This is a genomic window from Pseudomonas amygdali, assembly GCF_002699855.1.
Taxonomy (GTDB): Bacteria; Pseudomonadota; Gammaproteobacteria; order Pseudomonadales; family Pseudomonadaceae; genus Aquipseudomonas; species Aquipseudomonas amygdali.
The window spans coordinates 1-15,786 of record NZ_LKBW01000261.1; the positions used below are offsets into that span (position 1 = coordinate 1).

Annotated in this window: 17 protein-coding genes and 1 pseudogene; 13 read left to right on the forward strand and 5 right to left on the reverse strand. The window is 58.7% G+C overall.

What is annotated here, in order from left to right:
• Positions 1-209: 209 nt before the first annotated feature.
• The 3 genes from AO277_RS16075 to AO277_RS16085 all read right to left on the reverse strand — a co-directional run bounded on the left by AO277_RS16075 (position 210) and on the right by AO277_RS16085 (position 3,671).
• On the reverse strand, positions 210-590 hold the full coding sequence (locus AO277_RS16075) for a type III secretion system chaperone (protein WP_032074428.1): 381 nt from the start codon (positions 588-590) through the stop codon (positions 210-212).
• A gap of 146 nt (positions 591-736) precedes the next feature.
• On the reverse strand, positions 737-3,043 hold the full coding sequence (locus tag AO277_RS16080) for a type III effector HrpK domain-containing protein (RefSeq protein WP_044318317.1): 2,307 nt from the start codon (positions 3,041-3,043) through the stop codon (positions 737-739).
• A gap of 73 nt (positions 3,044-3,116) precedes the next feature.
• Positions 3,117-3,671 carry an RNA polymerase sigma factor gene (locus tag AO277_RS16085; RefSeq protein ID WP_005735147.1) on the reverse strand — a complete coding sequence of 185 codons (555 nt, stop codon included), beginning with the start codon at positions 3,669-3,671 and terminating at the stop codon, positions 3,117-3,119.
• 243 nt (positions 3,672-3,914) lie between these two features.
• Here AO277_RS16085 and sctW point away from each other — a divergent pair, with 243 nt between their 5' ends.
• The 13 genes and pseudogenes from sctW to AO277_RS16150 form a co-directional block, all read left to right on the forward strand.
• Positions 3,915-5,021: a type III secretion system gatekeeper subunit SctW gene (gene sctW / locus AO277_RS16090; RefSeq protein ID WP_044318318.1), complete on the forward strand. Its 1,107-nt coding sequence runs from the start codon at positions 3,915-3,917 to the stop codon at positions 5,019-5,021.
• Positions 5,018-7,105: a type III secretion system export apparatus subunit SctV gene (gene sctV / locus AO277_RS16095; protein WP_005735148.1), complete on the forward strand. Its 2,088-nt coding sequence runs from the start codon at positions 5,018-5,020 to the stop codon at positions 7,103-7,105. Before sctW ends, sctV begins: the two co-directional genes overlap by 4 nt.
• 33 nt (positions 7,106-7,138) lie before the next feature.
• Positions 7,139-8,113 (forward strand): type III secretion system inner membrane ring subunit SctD, encoded by a 975-nt coding sequence (gene sctD / locus AO277_RS16100; RefSeq protein WP_044318319.1) that lies wholly within the window; start codon positions 7,139-7,141, stop codon positions 8,111-8,113.
• Positions 8,110-9,459, forward strand: coding sequence for a FliI/YscN family ATPase (locus tag AO277_RS16105; RefSeq protein WP_002552419.1), 1,350 nt, complete (start codon positions 8,110-8,112; stop codon positions 9,457-9,459). Before sctD ends, AO277_RS16105 begins: the two co-directional genes overlap by 4 nt.
• A 2-nt stretch (positions 9,460-9,461) precedes the next feature.
• Positions 9,462-9,908, forward strand: coding sequence for a YscO family type III secretion system apparatus protein (locus AO277_RS16110; protein WP_002552418.1), 447 nt, complete (start codon positions 9,462-9,464; stop codon positions 9,906-9,908).
• Between the two features lie 6 nt (positions 9,909-9,914).
• Positions 9,915-10,487, forward strand: coding sequence for a type III secretion system HrpP C-terminal domain-containing protein (locus AO277_RS16115; RefSeq protein WP_044318320.1), 573 nt, complete (start codon positions 9,915-9,917; stop codon positions 10,485-10,487).
• Positions 10,484-11,200: a hypothetical protein gene (locus AO277_RS16120; protein ID WP_044318321.1), complete on the forward strand. Its 717-nt coding sequence runs from the start codon at positions 10,484-10,486 to the stop codon at positions 11,198-11,200. Before AO277_RS16115 ends, AO277_RS16120 begins: the two co-directional genes overlap by 4 nt.
• On the forward strand, positions 11,190-11,579 hold the full coding sequence (locus tag AO277_RS16125) for a FliM/FliN family flagellar motor switch protein (RefSeq protein ID WP_002552415.1): 390 nt from the start codon (positions 11,190-11,192) through the stop codon (positions 11,577-11,579). Before AO277_RS16120 ends, AO277_RS16125 begins: the two co-directional genes overlap by 11 nt.
• On the forward strand, positions 11,576-12,229 hold the full coding sequence (sctR, locus tag AO277_RS16130) for a type III secretion system export apparatus subunit SctR (RefSeq protein WP_002552414.1): 654 nt from the start codon (positions 11,576-11,578) through the stop codon (positions 12,227-12,229). The genes AO277_RS16125 and sctR overlap by 4 nt, the downstream gene beginning before the upstream one ends.
• A 7-nt stretch (positions 12,230-12,236) precedes the next feature.
• Entirely contained in the window at positions 12,237-12,503 is a 267-nt protein-coding gene (gene sctS, locus AO277_RS16135) for a type III secretion system export apparatus subunit SctS (protein ID WP_002552413.1), read from the forward strand.
• On the forward strand, positions 12,504-13,298 hold the full coding sequence (sctT, locus tag AO277_RS16140) for a type III secretion system export apparatus subunit SctT (protein WP_002552412.1): 795 nt from the start codon (positions 12,504-12,506) through the stop codon (positions 13,296-13,298).
• Positions 13,295-14,374 carry a type III secretion system export apparatus subunit SctU gene (gene sctU / locus AO277_RS16145; protein WP_044318322.1) on the forward strand — a complete coding sequence of 360 codons (1,080 nt, stop codon included), beginning with the start codon at positions 13,295-13,297 and terminating at the stop codon, positions 14,372-14,374. Before sctT ends, sctU begins: the two co-directional genes overlap by 4 nt.
• Positions 14,375-14,425: 51 nt before the next feature.
• Positions 14,426-14,530, forward strand: a pseudogene (locus AO277_RS16150) (transposase domain-containing protein); the annotation flags it as partial.
• Positions 14,531-14,619: 89 nt separating this feature from the next.
• Here AO277_RS16150 and AO277_RS16155 read toward each other — a convergent pair.
• Together AO277_RS16155 and AO277_RS16160 are read right to left on the reverse strand one after the other, a co-directional pair.
• Entirely contained in the window at positions 14,620-15,087 is a 468-nt protein-coding gene (locus tag AO277_RS16155) for a hypothetical protein (protein ID WP_002552411.1), read from the reverse strand.
• Between the two features lie 351 nt (positions 15,088-15,438).
• Positions 15,439-15,786 carry a hypothetical protein gene (locus AO277_RS16160; RefSeq protein ID WP_002552410.1) on the reverse strand — a complete coding sequence of 116 codons (348 nt, stop codon included), beginning with the start codon at positions 15,784-15,786 and terminating at the stop codon, positions 15,439-15,441.

Genomic DNA, 15,786 nt, shown 5'->3' on the forward strand with positions numbered 1-15,786 from the left:
TTTGGTCGGCATACATGCACCTCTAGCTACATGTTATGCCCGAACACAAAATTTCTGACAGTCTCTTGGCAGCCGCGCGAATGTCGTAGCATTTGCCACCCACTTCTATTTGACCGTGTGCTTTGAGTTCCTGTACATCCACCTCTGAATGTCTAAGCGCTTCGACGTTAGAGAAACGTGTTTGTATCGGGTTCATGACTCATCCTCTTTCAATGCGCGTCGCGCCACGTTTTTATCCACTCTACAAGTTCAGCGATCGCCTGCTTCAGCGTCACCACACTCACCTTCTCTCTGGGAATTGCCTTAAAGCCGATATACAGCTCGCTGCCTGCATGCCACCCCAGCCCGGGTCCATCATTGAACAGAGGGTTAAGTGCGCCACTCAACAAACGCTTCAAGGGAAGATCAGGGGAAATGTCCATCAGCCCGATCAGCAGCAGGCGCTGGAATACGTGGTCCACGACCACTTTCAGCGCAATCTCTTCATCGACCACCAGATCACAAGCGCCTGTGTCGTCGAATACCAAGGGTTGCATCGTCAATGACGTTGATAAGTCGGCAAGAACAGTTTTGTATAATCGGTCAGTCATTAATACACCTCGGCGTGCTGAAAAATGTACGAATTGACGAGGTCGATAAATCACTTCCCCAGGCAGGGTATTAATCATCGAAGCCTGCAAAACAATGCATTCACGGACCAGGACGGAAGATAAGGCCGCCGCCCTGCTCCATTGCATCAATGCGCCCGGTCAATCCCGAACTGATCCAGCACCGGGTCAACGTTATGATCGAACGCCTTCTGCGCCTTGTGCTTCTTGACCGCATCAATGATCGCCGAGATACCAAAGCCCAAGGCCATGGCACCGTCGATGGCCCAGCCGATAACCGGGATTGCAGCACCCAGTGCCGCGCCTGCGGCAAGCCCTGTGGCTTCGCCGGCGACCAGGCCGACAGCGCGGCCGATCATCTGCCCGCCCAGACGCCCGAGACCGGCGGAGGCCTCGCGGCCCATCATCTTCGCCCCGGCGTCGACCCCTCCCTTGATCGCCTCGGCGCCCAGCTTCGTGCTGTCGTAAATGGCCTGCGTCGCGCCAAGCTTGTCGCCGTTGGCGAGCATGGTGGATACCGATGCAAAGCCCATGACTGAGTTCAGCACCTTGCCGCCCGCCCCGGCATCAGCAAGCTGAGCCAACAGCGAGGGGCCGCCCTCTTCATCACTTTTGCCTTCCAGCAACTTGCGGCCTTTTTTGGAGTTCTGCAGCTCATTCAATGTGCTGGTCGTGTAGTTTTCATGCTCGCCTTCAACGAAATCAGCGGGCAGCACACTTTCATAGGCCGCTTTCTGGTTGTCTGCGGTTTGCAGGGCTTCGCTGGCATCGGCCTTTTTCTGGCCAAGCAATTGCTTCAGTGCGCCACCTTCGCTGAAGTTGCGAACGTAGGAATCGGCAATCTTCGTTTGCACTTCATCAGGCTGGTTGTTGAATACTTGCTGGGCAGTGGGCACTTGGGCATCGGGAAACAGGTCTTTTTGCAGTTGCAGTTGAGCCGACAGGCCGGTGATGGCGCAGCTGTAATCGGGGTCGGGGTTGTGTTTGCCGACGGCCTTGTCTGCGGTTGCCAGGTCGGTTTGCAAGGCCTTTCCGCTGTTGACGTTTTGAACCTGCTCAGTCACGGCCTTTTGCAGCGCCGAATCGCTGCTGACCAGGCTGCGCTCCTGTTCGGGAATGCTTTTGTTGAGGTACTCCTGAACATCGGGATCGGCTTGCAACTGAGCGATTCGCTCATTAAGGCCCGCCTCGGTCTTCTCGGTATTGCGCAAATCCCGCCCGGCTATCACGCTCTGCTGAGTCTGCTGCAACTTGATCATCACAGCGGCCTTCTGCGCGCCGGTGTAAGCCTTGGGCTTCTCGAAAACCTGAGCGTTGAGTTTGCTGATATCGATACCGGCTACCGAATTCAACGTCGCGGCGTCGCTGAGCATGCTGGCGAACTGGCCACCATTTTTGGGGGCGCTCTTCCTGATCCACTCGCTCATATTGGACGCATCGAACACCTGGTCGGGGCTATGCGCAGCCTTCTTGCGCCCGGTCAGACCGGCTTCATCCACCTGGCTGAGGAAGCCCGCCTGCGACCACATGTTGGACGACTGTTTGAGCGTACCTGACAACCCGGGGTTACTTTTAATCAGCGCTTTCAGACCCTCGGCGCTGACATTACCATCGACATCGGTTTTGTCAGGCGCCCCATCGGCATGATGAGGGTCGGCTGCCGTCGCCAACGGCATATTGGCGCGCATCACCGCTGCGCTGCGCACCATTTCAAGGGATTGAGGATCAGCGCCGGGGTTATCTTCCATGTACTTGGCCAAGTCCTTGTCGGCATTGTCGGCCGCCTTCTCCGAATTTTTGGCGAACGCCTTGAGGTCTTTGTTGGTGATTTTCCCATCCGCATTACCGCCATCCTTGCCGACGTCCACAGCCGTCTTCAACGCAGGGTTGGCGTTGATGAACGCCATCGCCTTGTCAGCATTGGGGCCGTGCTCTCTGGCCATCCAGGCGGCCGCAATCGGCCGGTTGAGTTCTTTTGCCGCCTGCTCGCGTTCTTCGGGCGGCAGATGGGCGACCATCGGATCCCAGCGCTTGAGGGCCTCGGGCGAAGAGTATTCGGAGTTATCGAGAAACGCGGCATCGGTAGCGCTGGGAGCATTTGCCGGGTCGGAGGCAGCCGCCGCAGGTGACGCGCTGGCTGTTGAGACCGATGTCATTGGGGACACCTGAACACTGTCCTGATCAACGCTGGAGGTGCTCTCGCTACTACTGCTGCGAGTCAGCAGACTCATCAGCGATGAGCCGCTTTGCTCGGCATCAGAAAAGAAAGATGTATTGTCGTTGGCCTGGCCGAACTGCACAAAGGCCTGATCACCACCTGCGCTGCTCTGCGTGAGCGAGTCTTTGGCTAATGGCGTCTCAGCAGCCAGTTCGCCAGAGGTGGGTTGATTCACGATGCCGCCGAGGGCAGGACTGGGAGAACTGGATATACGCATGGTTGCCATCCAAGTGGTGAAGGATGGCAACTGTGTGGTTTTGCGTGCGAGTTGGTTCCAGACAGATATCCACTCAGGCGAACGGGTCAATCTGCTGCTTCAATTGCACCCGTGCCCGGGACAGTCGCGAGCGCACAGTGCCAATCGGAACGCCGAGCGTGTTCGCCGTATCCTGATAATTGCCATCCATCTCCAGCGACACTTCCAGGACCTTTTGCATGTTCGACGGCAAGCAATCAATGGCTGCGATGACGCGTGCCAATTGCCTGTGCCCGTCTACCTGATGAGTGATATCGCCATTCCATTCCAGCTCTGAATGAACGTCGTCTTCCCAGCTTTCCTGATAGGGCTGGCGATACATTTTGCGGAAGTGATTACGGATCAGGTTCAACGCAATACCACACAACCAGGTCTGCGGCTTGCTGGCATGTTGAAACTTGTGCTCGTTGCGCAGGGCCTCCAGAAATACGCATTGCAAGATGTCATCGACATCATCCGGGTTCATTACGCGCTTCTGAATGAACGCTCTGAGCATCTGTATCTGATCAGCCGTCAGTTGACGGATACCGGCAGACGAAGAGTCCTGGCGTGGCTGGGTTGCATCAAGGATCACTAGGTTCGGAAACATGGGCTTACCTTAATTTAATGGTGTGCAAGCCCTATAGCGATAACCGTGCCAGCCAAAATAATTATTTAAGTTACTGATTTATATAATTATTTTAAAATTTGTAATTCTTTGTAATACATTTTTTTGCGCAACGCCGTTTTTATCACTACAGCTTTTGGCACAAACGCGTCAGCCCCTTTTACAAGGGAACCGAATCCTGGCCAGGCCCCACTCAGCGGTCATGACCAGGCTCAGAACCGTCCTATGAAAATCGTCGCCCCGCCTATATTGCCAACCCACACGGTCACGCCGATTCGCGCCGTCACGCCCGCTGCGCGAGCGATTCCCGGGACCCTGTCGTCGGAAAAAGGCACGTCATCGCAACAGGTCTCGCGCTTCGCCGCAGCACTGGTGCAAAACAGCCGGATACTGCGCCAGCGCGAACTGATCGCAAGCAGAAATGCACTGCAATCACGGGCCGTCAAACTGGGTGAGCTCTATCAGTTGTTGATGAGCGCCAACGATACCGGTCTGGATAACGCCGCGAGGCTGCTGCGCAAAAAACTGCTGCAAGAGAACGACACAGAACTGGAACAGGTTCTGGAATTTGCCGATGGCGATGCGGCCAAGGCCCACGTGGTGCTGCAAGCGGCACGCAAACAGGCTGAGGAAGATGGCGCTGAAGGCGAGTACGTGGCGCTCACCCAAACGCTGAAACAGTTGCGACGCAAGTTCGGACCACACGCCCGGGCAGGCATTAATACTGCCAGGGCGTTCGGGCGGCAGAACGTCGACAACAAACGCCGTGCCGCGTTGCGCAACCTTTATGGCGTAGCGGTTTCCGGACAGCCAAACGTGACCGGCCTGATCGAAGCCTTGATCAACGAGCAGGAAGAGACCGGAGACTTCGACCTCAATCTGCGCGACATGCGCAGAGCCATTGCCGACGATCTCTCGGCGATTACCCCTTCGGCATCTCATGAACAGCTGCGCACATTGATGCACGGGCTGACCACGGCACGCCACGTGACGACGTTGTTGCGCGGTTGTGAACACCTGCTTGGGCGCATGCGCAACAAGAACCCTGACCTGAAGGTGGATCCGCCAGCCTTTCTCAAACACTTGCTGACCCTGACGGCCAATGGAATGAACGTGAACCAGACCCTGCAACTGACTCAACACATCGGCGGTACCAGGCTCAAGAACCAGCTGGCATTTCTCAATGGCTTGCGGCCGATGCTGATGCAATTGCCCATCCTGCTCTGGAAGGACATGAAAAGCCGCCAGGCTGCGCTGAATAACCTGCTCACCCTGATGGCAGAACTGACTCAACAGGAACAGAAGCAGCTTTTTGAGGGGCTTGCCGGATGAATCAAGTCATCAACTTTCTGAACATGATTGCCCTGTCGGCCATGCGCCGGTCAGAGCTGGTCGGCGCATTCTTCGTCATCGCCATTGTCTTCATGATGATCACCCCCCTGCCCACCGGGCTGGTTGATGTGTTGATCGCGGTGAACATCTGTATATCGTGCCTGCTGATCATGCTGGCGATGCATTTGCCAAGACCGCTGGCATTCTCGACCTTTCCGGCCGTGCTGTTGCTGACCACCATGTTTCGTCTGGCGCTGTCGATTTCCACAACACGATTGATCCTGCTCAATCAAGACGCCGGGCACATTGTCGAAGCCTTCGGCCAATTCGTGGTGGGTGGCAACCTGGCGGTGGGCCTGGTGATCTTTCTGATCCTGACAGTGGTCAACTTTCTGGTTATCACCAAAGGTTCGGAACGGGTCGCCGAGGTCGGCGCGCGGTTTACGCTGGACGCTATGCCCGGCAAGCAGATGTCCATCGACAGTGACCTGCGTGCCAACCTGATAACCGTTCAGGAGGCGCGCAATCGCCGCGCTGAGCTGAACAAGGAAAGTCAGTTGTTCGGTGCTATGGACGGCGCGATGAAGTTCGTCAACGGTGATGCCATTGCCAGCCTGATCATCGTTGCCATCAACATGATCGGCGGTATTTCCATCGGCGTGTTGCAGCACAATATGAGCGCGGGCGATGCGTTGCAGCTGTACACCGTGCTGACCATCGGTGACGGCCTGATTGCACAGATCCCGGCGCTACTGATCTCCGTAACCTGCGGCATGATCATCACCCGCGTACCCAATACCGAGGCTGGCGCGGAGGCCAACATTGGCCGTGAAATCGCCGAACAGATTACCAGCCAGCCCAAGGCATGGATCATCGCCGCAGTGGCCATGCTCGGCTTCGCGGCTCTGCCGGGTATGCCCACGGGAGTATTCATCACCATCGCGATCATCTGCGGTGCCGGTGGCATGCTGCAGTTGCAACGGGCAAGACCCAAGCCCGACGAACAACGCGCCACTGCCGTCGCCCCGGAAATGAACGGCAAGGAAGACCTGCGTACCTTCTCACCCAGCCGGCAGTTCGTCCTGCAATTTCACCCAGGCCAGGACAGCGCACAGATCGAGGCACTGATCAGCGAAATACGTCGGCGACGCAATAGACTGGTGGTGCAATACGGTCTGACCCTGCCGTCGTTCATCATTGAACATGCCGATCATCTTCCTCCGGACGAGTTTCGCTTCACCGTCTACGACGTACCCATGCTCAAGGCGACATTTACCCAGTCCCATGTCGCCGTGGACGCCCGCCAACTGGGTGGTGAAAACCTCCCGGCGGCGATTCCGGGCAATACCGACCGCCAGGAAGATCAATGGGTGTGGTTGCCCGCCGAGCAGTGCGGTGAGCTGAACCCGGTCAGCGCCATGACCCTGATCGTCGAACGCATGGAACGCGCATTGCAGTCCTGCGCGCCTCAGTTCATCGGCTTGCAGGAGACCAAAGCCATCCTCAGCTGGCTGGAATCCGAGCAGCCGGAGCTTTCACAAGAGATACAGCGAGTGCTCACGCTGACGCGCTTCTCGGCGGTTCTGCAACGTCTCGCGTCGGAGCGCGTACCGCTCAGAGCCATACGGCTGATCGCCGAGACCCTGATCGAGCATTGCCAGCATGAACGCGATACCAACGTGCTGACCGACTACGTGCGCATCGCGCTCAAATCGCAGATCTACCACCAGTATTGCGGTGCCGAAGGCCTGCAGGTGTGGCTGCTCACGCCGGAAAGCGAGGGCTTGCTGCGCGACGGTCTGCGCCAGACACAGACCGAAACGTTCTTCGCACTGAGTAACGAGATCAGCCAGATGCTCGTGCAACAAATGAATATCGCATTTCCGGTGCGCGCGCCCGAACAGGCGGTACTGCTGGTCGCGCAGGACCTGCGCAGCCCACTGCGGACCTTGTTGAGGGAGGAGTTCTATCACGTTCCCGTACTGTCTTTCGCAGAAATCAGCAACGCGGCCAAGGTCAAGGTAATGGGTCGCTTCGACCTTGAAGACGATCTTGAGCCAATGGACAACGAGCACGCAGCTTGAGCCTTTCAGGCTTGAGCAAAGGGAGACTTTCAGATGTTTGAATTACGCGTACTGAACGGTCAGCACCAAGGCGCAGCCTTGCCACTGGTGGGCGAGCAATGGTCGATTGGCTCTGCCGCGCAACACGATCTGGCACTGGACGAAGCAGGAGTGGAAAGCCTGCATTGCCGCCTGCAACGCCTGGACGACAGCTGGACACTGAACGCTGAAGAAGGCGCGGTGTGCGACGAAGAGGGTAACGCCCGGCCCGGTATTGATCTGACACTCAACACTGCATTCTTGTTGGGCTCAGTGTGGCTGTGCGTTTCGCCCGCAGGCGATGAGTGGCCTTCAGTGCCAGCGGTCATCCCGAAACAGCCACAGGCCGACCCCGAGCCTGTGCGCAATGATGTGCCGCTGAAAAAGGTCAAGTCGCGCTCGCAATTGCTCATCCGTACCACAGGGATCATCGCCGGCTTGCTGGTGGGCGTCATCGGCAGCGCCTGGAGCCTGACCCGCCCGCCCGCCATTGCAATGGACCAAAGCCCCGGCCACATGTCCTCGGTCACAGCAGAGGCACCGGTAGAGACATCTCCTACACCGGCAAAGATCATCAAACCCGCAGCCGATAAACGCATACGCCTGACCAGCGCGGATGCGGTACGCCATCAGTTGGGCACTATGCTCAGCGACCGGCTGCTGACCGATGTCAGCGTGGAAGAAACAGCCGAAGGGCTGGTGCTCAACGGCGATCTCAAAGAGGAATCCCTGCTGGTCTATCAACGCATGCTGCAGCGTTTCAAGGACCGCTATGAGTCGCCGGTGACGGTGTTCGACAACGTCGCCAGCACACGCAGCGCCCTGCCCTTCGTGGTGGTTCAAATCATGACCGGCCCGCATGCGCATCTGGTGACTGCAGACGGCCGCCGTATTTATGTGGGTGACGAGGTGGATGGCTTGCGCCTGACGCGAATCGACAATCAGCGCCTGCAATTCGACGGCAATCGGCACATTGAGGTGAACTGGTGAATGCTGCACTGAGCCAGTGGAAAGACGCCCACGCAGCACGCTTGCGTGACTACAGCGCCGTGCGCGTCAGTGGCCGGGTCAGTGCAGTGCGCGGGATTCTGCTGGAATGCAAGATTCCTGCGGCCAAGGTGGGCGATCTTTGCGAGGTGAGCAAAGCCGACGGCAGTTTTCTGCTGGCTGAAATCGTCGGTTTCACTCAGGAATGTACGCTGCTCAGCGCCTTGGGCGCACCCGACGGAATCCAGGTCGGTGCTCCGATCCGCCCGCTGGGCATCGCCCACAGGATTGGCGTTGACGACAGTTTGCTGGGCTGCGTCCTGGATGGCTTCGGACGTCCACTGCTCGGTGATTGCCTCGGTGCTTTTGCCGGGTCGGATGATCGTCGCGAAACACTGCCGGTGATCGCCGACGCCTTGCCGCCCACCCAGCGCCCGCGCATTACCAACGCCCTGCCCACCGGGGTACGCGCCATCGACAGCGCCATTCTTCTGGGCGAGGGTCAACGTGTGGGGCTGTTCGCCGGTGCTGGCTGTGGCAAGACCACACTGATGGCCGAACTGGCCCGCAACATGGGCTGCGATGTCATCGTCTTCGGGCTGATCGGCGAACGGGGCCGCGAGCTGCGCGAGTTTCTCGACCATGAACTGGACGAAACCCTACGCGCCCGCTCGGTGCTGGTCTGTGCCACCTCTGATCGCTCAAGCATGGAGCGCGCACGCGCAGCGTTCACCGCGACCGCTATCGCCGAAGCATTCCGCGCACGAGGCCAGAAAGTGCTGTTGCTGCTCGACTCCCTGACCCGGTTTGCCCGTGCGCAGCGGGAGATAGGGATTGCCTCGGGCGAACCGTTGGGGCGTGGCGGCCTGCCACCCTCGGTTTACACCTTGCTGCCACGCCTGGTCGAGCGCGCCGGCATGAGCGAGAACGGCTCGATCACCGCACTCTACACCGTGCTGATCGAGCAGGACTCGATGAACGATCCGGTGGCGGATGAAGTGCGTTCACTGCTCGACGGGCACATCGTGCTGTCCCGCAAGCTGGCCGAGCGCGGGCATTACCCCGCCATTGACGTATCCGCCAGCATCAGCCGGATCCTCAGCAATGTCACCGGCCGCGAACACCAGCGAGCGAACAATCGTCTGCGCCAGCTACTGGCTGCCTACAAACAAGTGGAAATGCTCCTGCGGCTGGGCGAATACCAGGCCGGTGCAGACCCGGTGACCGATTGCGCGGTGCAACTGAATGACGACATCAACGAATTTCTGCGCCAGGACCTGCGTGAGCCGGTGCCCTTGCAGGAAACCCTGGACGGGTTGCTGCGGCTCACTTCCAGACTGCCGGAGTAACGATGGAAGACACACTGGAAGACGATCCGCAGCGAGCAGCACTGGAACAGGTGATCAGCTTGCTGACCCCGCTGCGCCAGCATCGTCAGGCGAGCGCTGAACGGGCTCATCGCCACGCGCAGGTGGAACTGAAATCGATGCTCGACCACTTATCAAAAACACGGGCATCGCTGGATCAGGAACGTGACAACCACAAGCGGCGTCGCGAGGGCCTGTCTCAGGAACACCTGGAAAAGACCATCAGCCCGAACGATATCGACCGATGGCATGAGAAAGAAAAACACATGCTCGACCGCCTGGCCTGTATTCGGCAGGACGTGCAGCAACAGCAATTGCGGGTAGCCGAACAGCAGGCGTTGCTTGAGCAGAAGCGCCTGCAAGCCAAAGCGTCTCAGCGCGCGGTCGAGAAACTCGCCTGCATGGAGGAGACGCTCAACGAAGAAGGTTAAGTGACGATGACCGCACCGATCAAACACCCGGCCAAAGCGCCAACGGCACCACCCGTAGTGCATGCCACACCGCCTTCTGCGCCCGCGCAGCGCGCACCGGACAAGGCTGATGACAAGCCACCGGCTTTTGGCAGCAAAACGCGTACCGACATGCCGAAGGTCCGCTTCGCACAAAACCGTTCGGCGACAGAGACACCGGAGAGCGCCGACGGCCTGTTCTTTTCCCAACTACTGATACCTCAGGTCGGTGAAGAGCCTGATCATCAAGGTTTCGGCGGCAGCAGCATCGCCCTCCCCGCACACGCCGAAAATGTACCGACCCAATTGATCGACGAGCTGGCGCAGCGCTTGCCCGAACAGCCGGCCGGCCCGCTGGCGTTTACCCTGCTGATGCCCAGCCTGGGGACAGTACGCGTCAATGCCGAAAAAACCGAACACCGTTGGAGCATCCAGCTGGGCTTCGCCCGTCGCGACGTTCTGAAACGTTTGCAGGGTCATACCGGCGCATGCCGTGACTCACTGTCGCGGGCACTCGGTCATGACGTTGAGCTGGACCTGCATGAAGATCTTGCAGCATGAGCGCGCTGCGTCTGCGCAAGGTCGATGCCCTGCTGGCTCAGGCCACGCGTGAGCTGGGTGCCGGTCAGAGCCTGGGCTTCAGCGCCGCAGGTCAGGACGCCGAACTGACCCTGTTGCCACTGCTTGCCGACACAGGCGAACCGGCAGGTGCTGTCTGGCTGAGCACAGCCATCGGGCCCCTGTTGCTGAGCGACGCCGAAGCGCTGCTCAGCCTGCTGGGCGATATCCCCTTTACGCTCGGGGGCGAGCAACAAGCCTGGTACTGGCAGCTGTTCAATCAACGTCTGAGCCCGACCATTGCCCGACTGCTGGCACCGGTCGAACCCCGGCACAACAAACCGCAAGCACCCACCCTGGGCTGCCGGGTTCAGATACGGCGTGGTGGTGAGCAGCTTCACGCGCACTTGCATGCAACGCCCGACACACTGCTCAGGCTGCTGCGATCAGCGTCCTGGCAAGCCCGCACGCGCACTGTGGACGAGTCCTGGTCAGTGGCCAGCCCCCTGATCATCGGTGAAATGTCGCTGACCCGGGAACAAATCGCCTCGCTGCGCCCCGGTGACGTGGTACTGCCCGCCCACTGCCAGTTCGACAGCGCCGGTCAAGGGTTCCTGAGCCTGGCAGGACGGCAATGGGCGGCGCAGACCGACCAGCACGCGCAGCGTCTTTTTTTGCGGCTCAGTCATGAGGAGCACCGCCACCATGAGTACTGAAGATCTGTATCAGGAAGATGTCGAGATGCTCGACGACTATGAAGACCCATCGACTGAACAGCACTGGTCCGAAGAAGAAGACGGCGAGCCATCCGGGTATGCGACGGCCGAACCGGACGATCACGCAGCGCAGGAAGAACAGGACGAGCCCCCGGCACTCGATTCGCTGGCACTGGACCTGACCCTGCGTTGCGGCGAGCTCAGGCTGACGCTCGCCGAACTGCGCCGGCTGGATGCCGGGACTATCCTTGAAGTCACCGGCATTTCGCCGGGGCACGCGACGTTGTGCCATGGCGAACAGGTGGTGGCCGAGGGTGAGCTGGTGGATGTCGAGGGTCGCCTGGGTCTGCAGATTACCCGCCTGGTGACCCGCTCATGATCATGGAGGGCGTAAACCCGATCATGCTGGCGCTGTTTCTTGGCTCGCTGTCACTGATCCCCTTTCTGTTGATTGTCTGCACCGCCTTTCTGAAAATCGCCATGACCCTGCTGATCACCCGCAACGCAATTGGCGTTCAGCAGGTGCCGCCGAACATGGCCCTGTACGGCATCGCCCTGGCCGCAACCATGTTCGTCATGGCCCCGGTGGCGCATGAGATCCAGCAGCGGGTCCATGAACACCCGCTGGAACTGGGCAGCGCCGACAAGCTGCAGAGCAGTCTGAAAACAGTGATCGAGCCACTGCAACGCTTCATGACGCGCAATACCGACCCGGATGTGGTCGCCCATCTGCTGGAAAATACCCAGCGTATGTGGCCAAAGGAAATGGCCGATCAGGCCAACAAAAACGACCTGTTGCTGGCGATTCCGGCCTTTGTGCTGTCGGAACTGCAGGCCGGTTTCGAGATCGGTTTTCTGATCTATATCCCTTTCATCGTCATCGACCTGATTGTCTCCAACCTGCTACTGGCCCTGGGCATGCAGATGGTCTCGCCGATGACCCTGTCGTTGCCGCTCAAGCTGCTGCTGTTCGTGCTGGTGTCGGGCTGGTCCCGCCTGCTCGACAGCCTCTTCTATTCGTATATGTGAGGCGGCCATGGAAGCGTTGGCGTTGTTCAAGCAAGGCATGTTTCTGGTCGTCATCCTGACCGCTCCGCCGCTGGGTGTCGCTGTGCTGGTCGGGGTGCTCACCTCGCTGCTGCAGGCACTCATGCAGATTCAGGATCAGACGCTGCCCTTCGGCATCAAGCTCGGGGCGGTCGGGCTGACCCTGGCCATGACCGGCCGCTGGATCGGCGTCGAGCTGATTCAGTTCATCAATATGGCTTTCGACCTGATTGCACGGTCCGGGGTCAATCACTAAATGCCCTTCGACGCCCACGAAGCGTTTCAATTCATGCTGGGCATGGGTCTGGCGATGGCGCGCCTGCTGCCGTGCATGCTTCTGGTGCCAGCCTTCTGTTTCAAATACCTGAAAGGCCCGCTGCGCTATGCGGTAGTGGCCGTGCTGGCGATGGTCCCGGCCCCCGCAATCAGCCGCGCGCTGGGTTCTCTTGACGATAACTGGTTTGCCATCGGCGGCCTGATGATCAAAGAGGCGGTACTGGGCACGCTATTGGGGCTGTTGCTGTATGCGCCGTTCTGGATGTTTGCCTCGGTCGGCGCCCTGCTCGACAGTCAGCGCGGGGCGCTCAGCGGTGGCCAGTTGAACCCGGCCCTCGGTCCGGACGCCACACCGCTGGGCGATTTGTTTCAGGAAACCCTGATCATGCTGGTGATTCTCACTGGCGGTCTTTCACTCATCACTCAGGTCATCTGGGACAGCTACAGCGTCTGGCCACCGACTGCCTGGCTGCCGGGCATGACCGCAGGCGGTCTGGATGTCTTTCTGGAACAGCTCAACCAGACCATGCAACACATGCTGTTGTATGCCGCGCCCTTCATTGCCCTGCTACTGTTGATCGAAGCCGCGTTTGCGATCATCGGCCTGTATGCACAGCAACTGAACGTATCGATTCTGGCCATGCCAGCCAAAAGCATGGCCGGCCTGGCCTTTCTGTTGATCTACCTGCCAACGCTGCTGGAGCTGGGCACCGGTCAACTGTTGAAGCTGGTTGATCTGAAGTCGCTGCTGGCGCTTCTGGTGCAAGTGCCGTGAGTGAAAAAACCGAAAAGGCTACCCCCAAACAGATACGTGACGCTCGCGAAAAAGGTCAGGTGGGGCAGAGTCAGGACCTTGGCAAACTGCTGGTACTGATGGTCGTCAGTGAAATCACCCTGGGCCTGGCCGATGACAGCGTCGACCGGTTGCAGGCCTTGCTCGCACTGTCTTTCAAAGGTATTGACCGGAGCTTCGCTGCATCCGTCGAGCTGATCGCCAGCGAAGGCCTTTCCGTGTTGCTCAGCTTCACGTTGTGCAGCGTCGGCATGGCCATGTTGATGCGCCTGGTCAGCAGCTGGATGCAGATCGGCTTTCTGTTCGCGCCCAAGGCCTTGAAGCTGGACATCAACAAGATCAACCCCTTCTCGCATGCCAAGCAGATGTTTTCCGGGCAGAACATCCTCAACCTGCTGCTCAGTATCCTCAAGGCTGTTGCCATTGGCGCGACCTTGTACATGCAGGTCAAGCCCGCGCTGGGCGCTCTTATCCTGCTGGCCAACAGCGATCTGACGACGTACTGGCACGCATTGGTCGAACTCTTTCGTCATATTTTGCGCGTGATTCTGGGGTTGCTGCTGGTCGTCGCCATGGTCGACTTCGCCATGCAGAAATACTTTCACGCCAAGAAGCTGCGCATGAGCCACGAGGACATCAAAAAAGAATACAAACAGTCCGAAGGCGATCCTCATGTCAAAGGCCATCGTCGACAACTGTCCCATGAAATCCTCAACCAGGAGCCCAGCGCCGCCCCCAATCCGGTGGAGGAAGCAGACATGCTGCTGGTCAACCCGACGCACTACGCGGTGGCGCTGTATTACCGGCCAGGCGAGACGCCTCTGCCGCTGATTCATTGCAAGGGTGAGGACGAGGAAGCGCTGGCGCTGATTGCTCGTGCCAAAAAGGCCGGTATCCCGGTGCTGCAGAGCATCTGGCTGACAAGAACGCTGTACCGCGCCAAGGTGGGCAAATACATCCCTCGCCCCACGCTGCAAGCTGTCGGGCACATCTACAAAGTGGTTCGCCAGCTGGATGAAATCACCGATGAAGTGATTCAGGTTGAGGTGGAGCTTTAAGCTGGGAGCTGCAAGCCGGAGCCTCCATCGCCAGCGCTGCACTCAACGTAGCTCAATCGGCATGATCCGTACACTTATCTGAAGGATGTCCTCACATACCTACCGACGCCGCAGCCGAGTGAAGTTGATCAACTGCTGCCGCATAAGCGGATGCCGTTTCAGTCATGCAAGACGGAGTTGCTGAACGCTTGCGGTTCAGGGAATGGCGTGAGGCGAAGAACGAGCGACGGCTCCCATTATCGGCTTCACCCTGGGCAGCTCAACTGTTCAGGGTGAAGTTCAATGGAAAAGAGCGTGCTGTCCCTGGCCAGGTAGCTATGCTCCTGGTGAAACTTGAACCTGCGCATCATAGCCAGCAACTGCGGTTCCTTGCAGGCCAGTTGGTCCAGACCAAGACGTATTCTCGCCTCCATGCTGGCCTTGCGTTCCTCGGAGAGGCTGCTAGCTGGCAAGTCGATCCTGTAGCGGTAGAAGATCGTGTCACCGTACCTCAAACCCACGTACTCAAGGGTGGTAATTGCATCCAGTTGCTTTGGCAGGGTCGCGTCCAACTGGGCGAGGCGCTCGACAAGCAGAGCCTGTTGGGCCACCTTCTCCTGCTCTGCCTTGAGCGAGAAATAGCGCCCAATCCCGGCAACCAGGAGCACCGCAGCGATACCTAGGTAGAAATTACGCGGGTTGCGCCGCTTCTTCGGCGCCAGCTTCATCAACATCTTGAATGACTCGTCCTGAGCATGAAAAAGCCCCTAACGAAACAAGGAGCTACGGGTAAAAACGACATAGTTTGACACAGTACCTCAGGGGGAGCACTCGGCTAATCCCCGGGCGGGGGGGTTATCAGGCGAGCACTGCGTGAGCTATCTGCCCAAGCCTGAACTGACTTTGACGCGCTGCGGCTCCGAATCGAGAAACCAGGAAAAACCTCTAAGTGCCAACCGGTTTCATCACGCAAGGTGTGATGCCCGGACGCTTAACGCTTACCTTGTAGCTTGCCTCTTTCAATTGCCCCAAAAAAAGACCGCCTCCTCTGCAGGGGCGGTCTTCTTTCATGCTGGCAGAATTGCCTAAGCCAGGTGTTCCAGGCCTGCCAGCATCAACTCATGTCGCCGTATGTCATCCAGGTTGGTGACGGCATCCGGCGCGTCGCTTACGGCATGCCACACTACAAAATCACGCTGTACATCCAGAAACAGAAAGTAGTTACGGAACCGCTCGGCCTCTGAGAACCTCATTTGCAGCGCCTCTCTCAGTTGCTCGGGACGCAGCGCACGCCCTTCGATGTGCAGCGCGATGCCCCAGTCATGATGCTCGCGCCGACTGACGAAGGACACTCCGTTTGCCACCGGCCAGACAGCAGGACTCTGGGCAGCGACGTTGTAGTAGAACGCCGCTTTTTCCTTTACCTCAATCAT

Excerpts from the sequence above, each read along its gene's own strand:
- sctW (WP_044318318.1), top strand. The coding sequence starts at position 3,915 with ATGAAAATCGTCGCCCCGCCTATATTGCCAACCCACACGGTCACGCCG.
- sctT (WP_002552412.1), top strand. The coding sequence starts at position 12,504 with ATGCCCTTCGACGCCCACGAAGCGTTTCAATTCATGCTGGGCATGGGT.
- sctD (WP_044318319.1), top strand. The coding sequence starts at position 7,139 with ATGTTTGAATTACGCGTACTGAACGGTCAGCACCAAGGCGCAGCCTTG.
- AO277_RS16125 (WP_002552415.1), top strand. The coding sequence starts at position 11,190 with ATGAGTACTGAAGATCTGTATCAGGAAGATGTCGAGATGCTCGACGAC.
- AO277_RS16120 (WP_044318321.1), top strand. The coding sequence starts at position 10,484 with ATGAGCGCGCTGCGTCTGCGCAAGGTCGATGCCCTGCTGGCTCAGGCC.
- AO277_RS16160 (WP_002552410.1), bottom strand. The coding sequence starts at position 15,786 with ATGATTGAGGTAAAGGAAAAAGCGGCGTTCTACTACAACGTCGCTGCC.
- sctS (WP_002552413.1), top strand. The coding sequence starts at position 12,237 with ATGGAAGCGTTGGCGTTGTTCAAGCAAGGCATGTTTCTGGTCGTCATC.
- AO277_RS16155 (WP_002552411.1), bottom strand. The coding sequence starts at position 15,087 with ATGTTGATGAAGCTGGCGCCGAAGAAGCGGCGCAACCCGCGTAATTTC.
- sctV (WP_005735148.1), top strand. The coding sequence starts at position 5,018 with ATGAATCAAGTCATCAACTTTCTGAACATGATTGCCCTGTCGGCCATG.
- AO277_RS16080 (WP_044318317.1), bottom strand. The coding sequence starts at position 3,043 with ATGCGTATATCCAGTTCTCCCAGTCCTGCCCTCGGCGGCATCGTGAAT.
- AO277_RS16085 (WP_005735147.1), bottom strand. The coding sequence starts at position 3,671 with ATGTTTCCGAACCTAGTGATCCTTGATGCAACCCAGCCACGCCAGGAC.
- AO277_RS16110 (WP_002552418.1), top strand. The coding sequence starts at position 9,462 with ATGGAAGACACACTGGAAGACGATCCGCAGCGAGCAGCACTGGAACAG.
- sctR (WP_002552414.1), top strand. The coding sequence starts at position 11,576 with ATGATCATGGAGGGCGTAAACCCGATCATGCTGGCGCTGTTTCTTGGC.
- AO277_RS16115 (WP_044318320.1), top strand. The coding sequence starts at position 9,915 with ATGACCGCACCGATCAAACACCCGGCCAAAGCGCCAACGGCACCACCC.
- AO277_RS16075 (WP_032074428.1), bottom strand. The coding sequence starts at position 590 with ATGACTGACCGATTATACAAAACTGTTCTTGCCGACTTATCAACGTCA.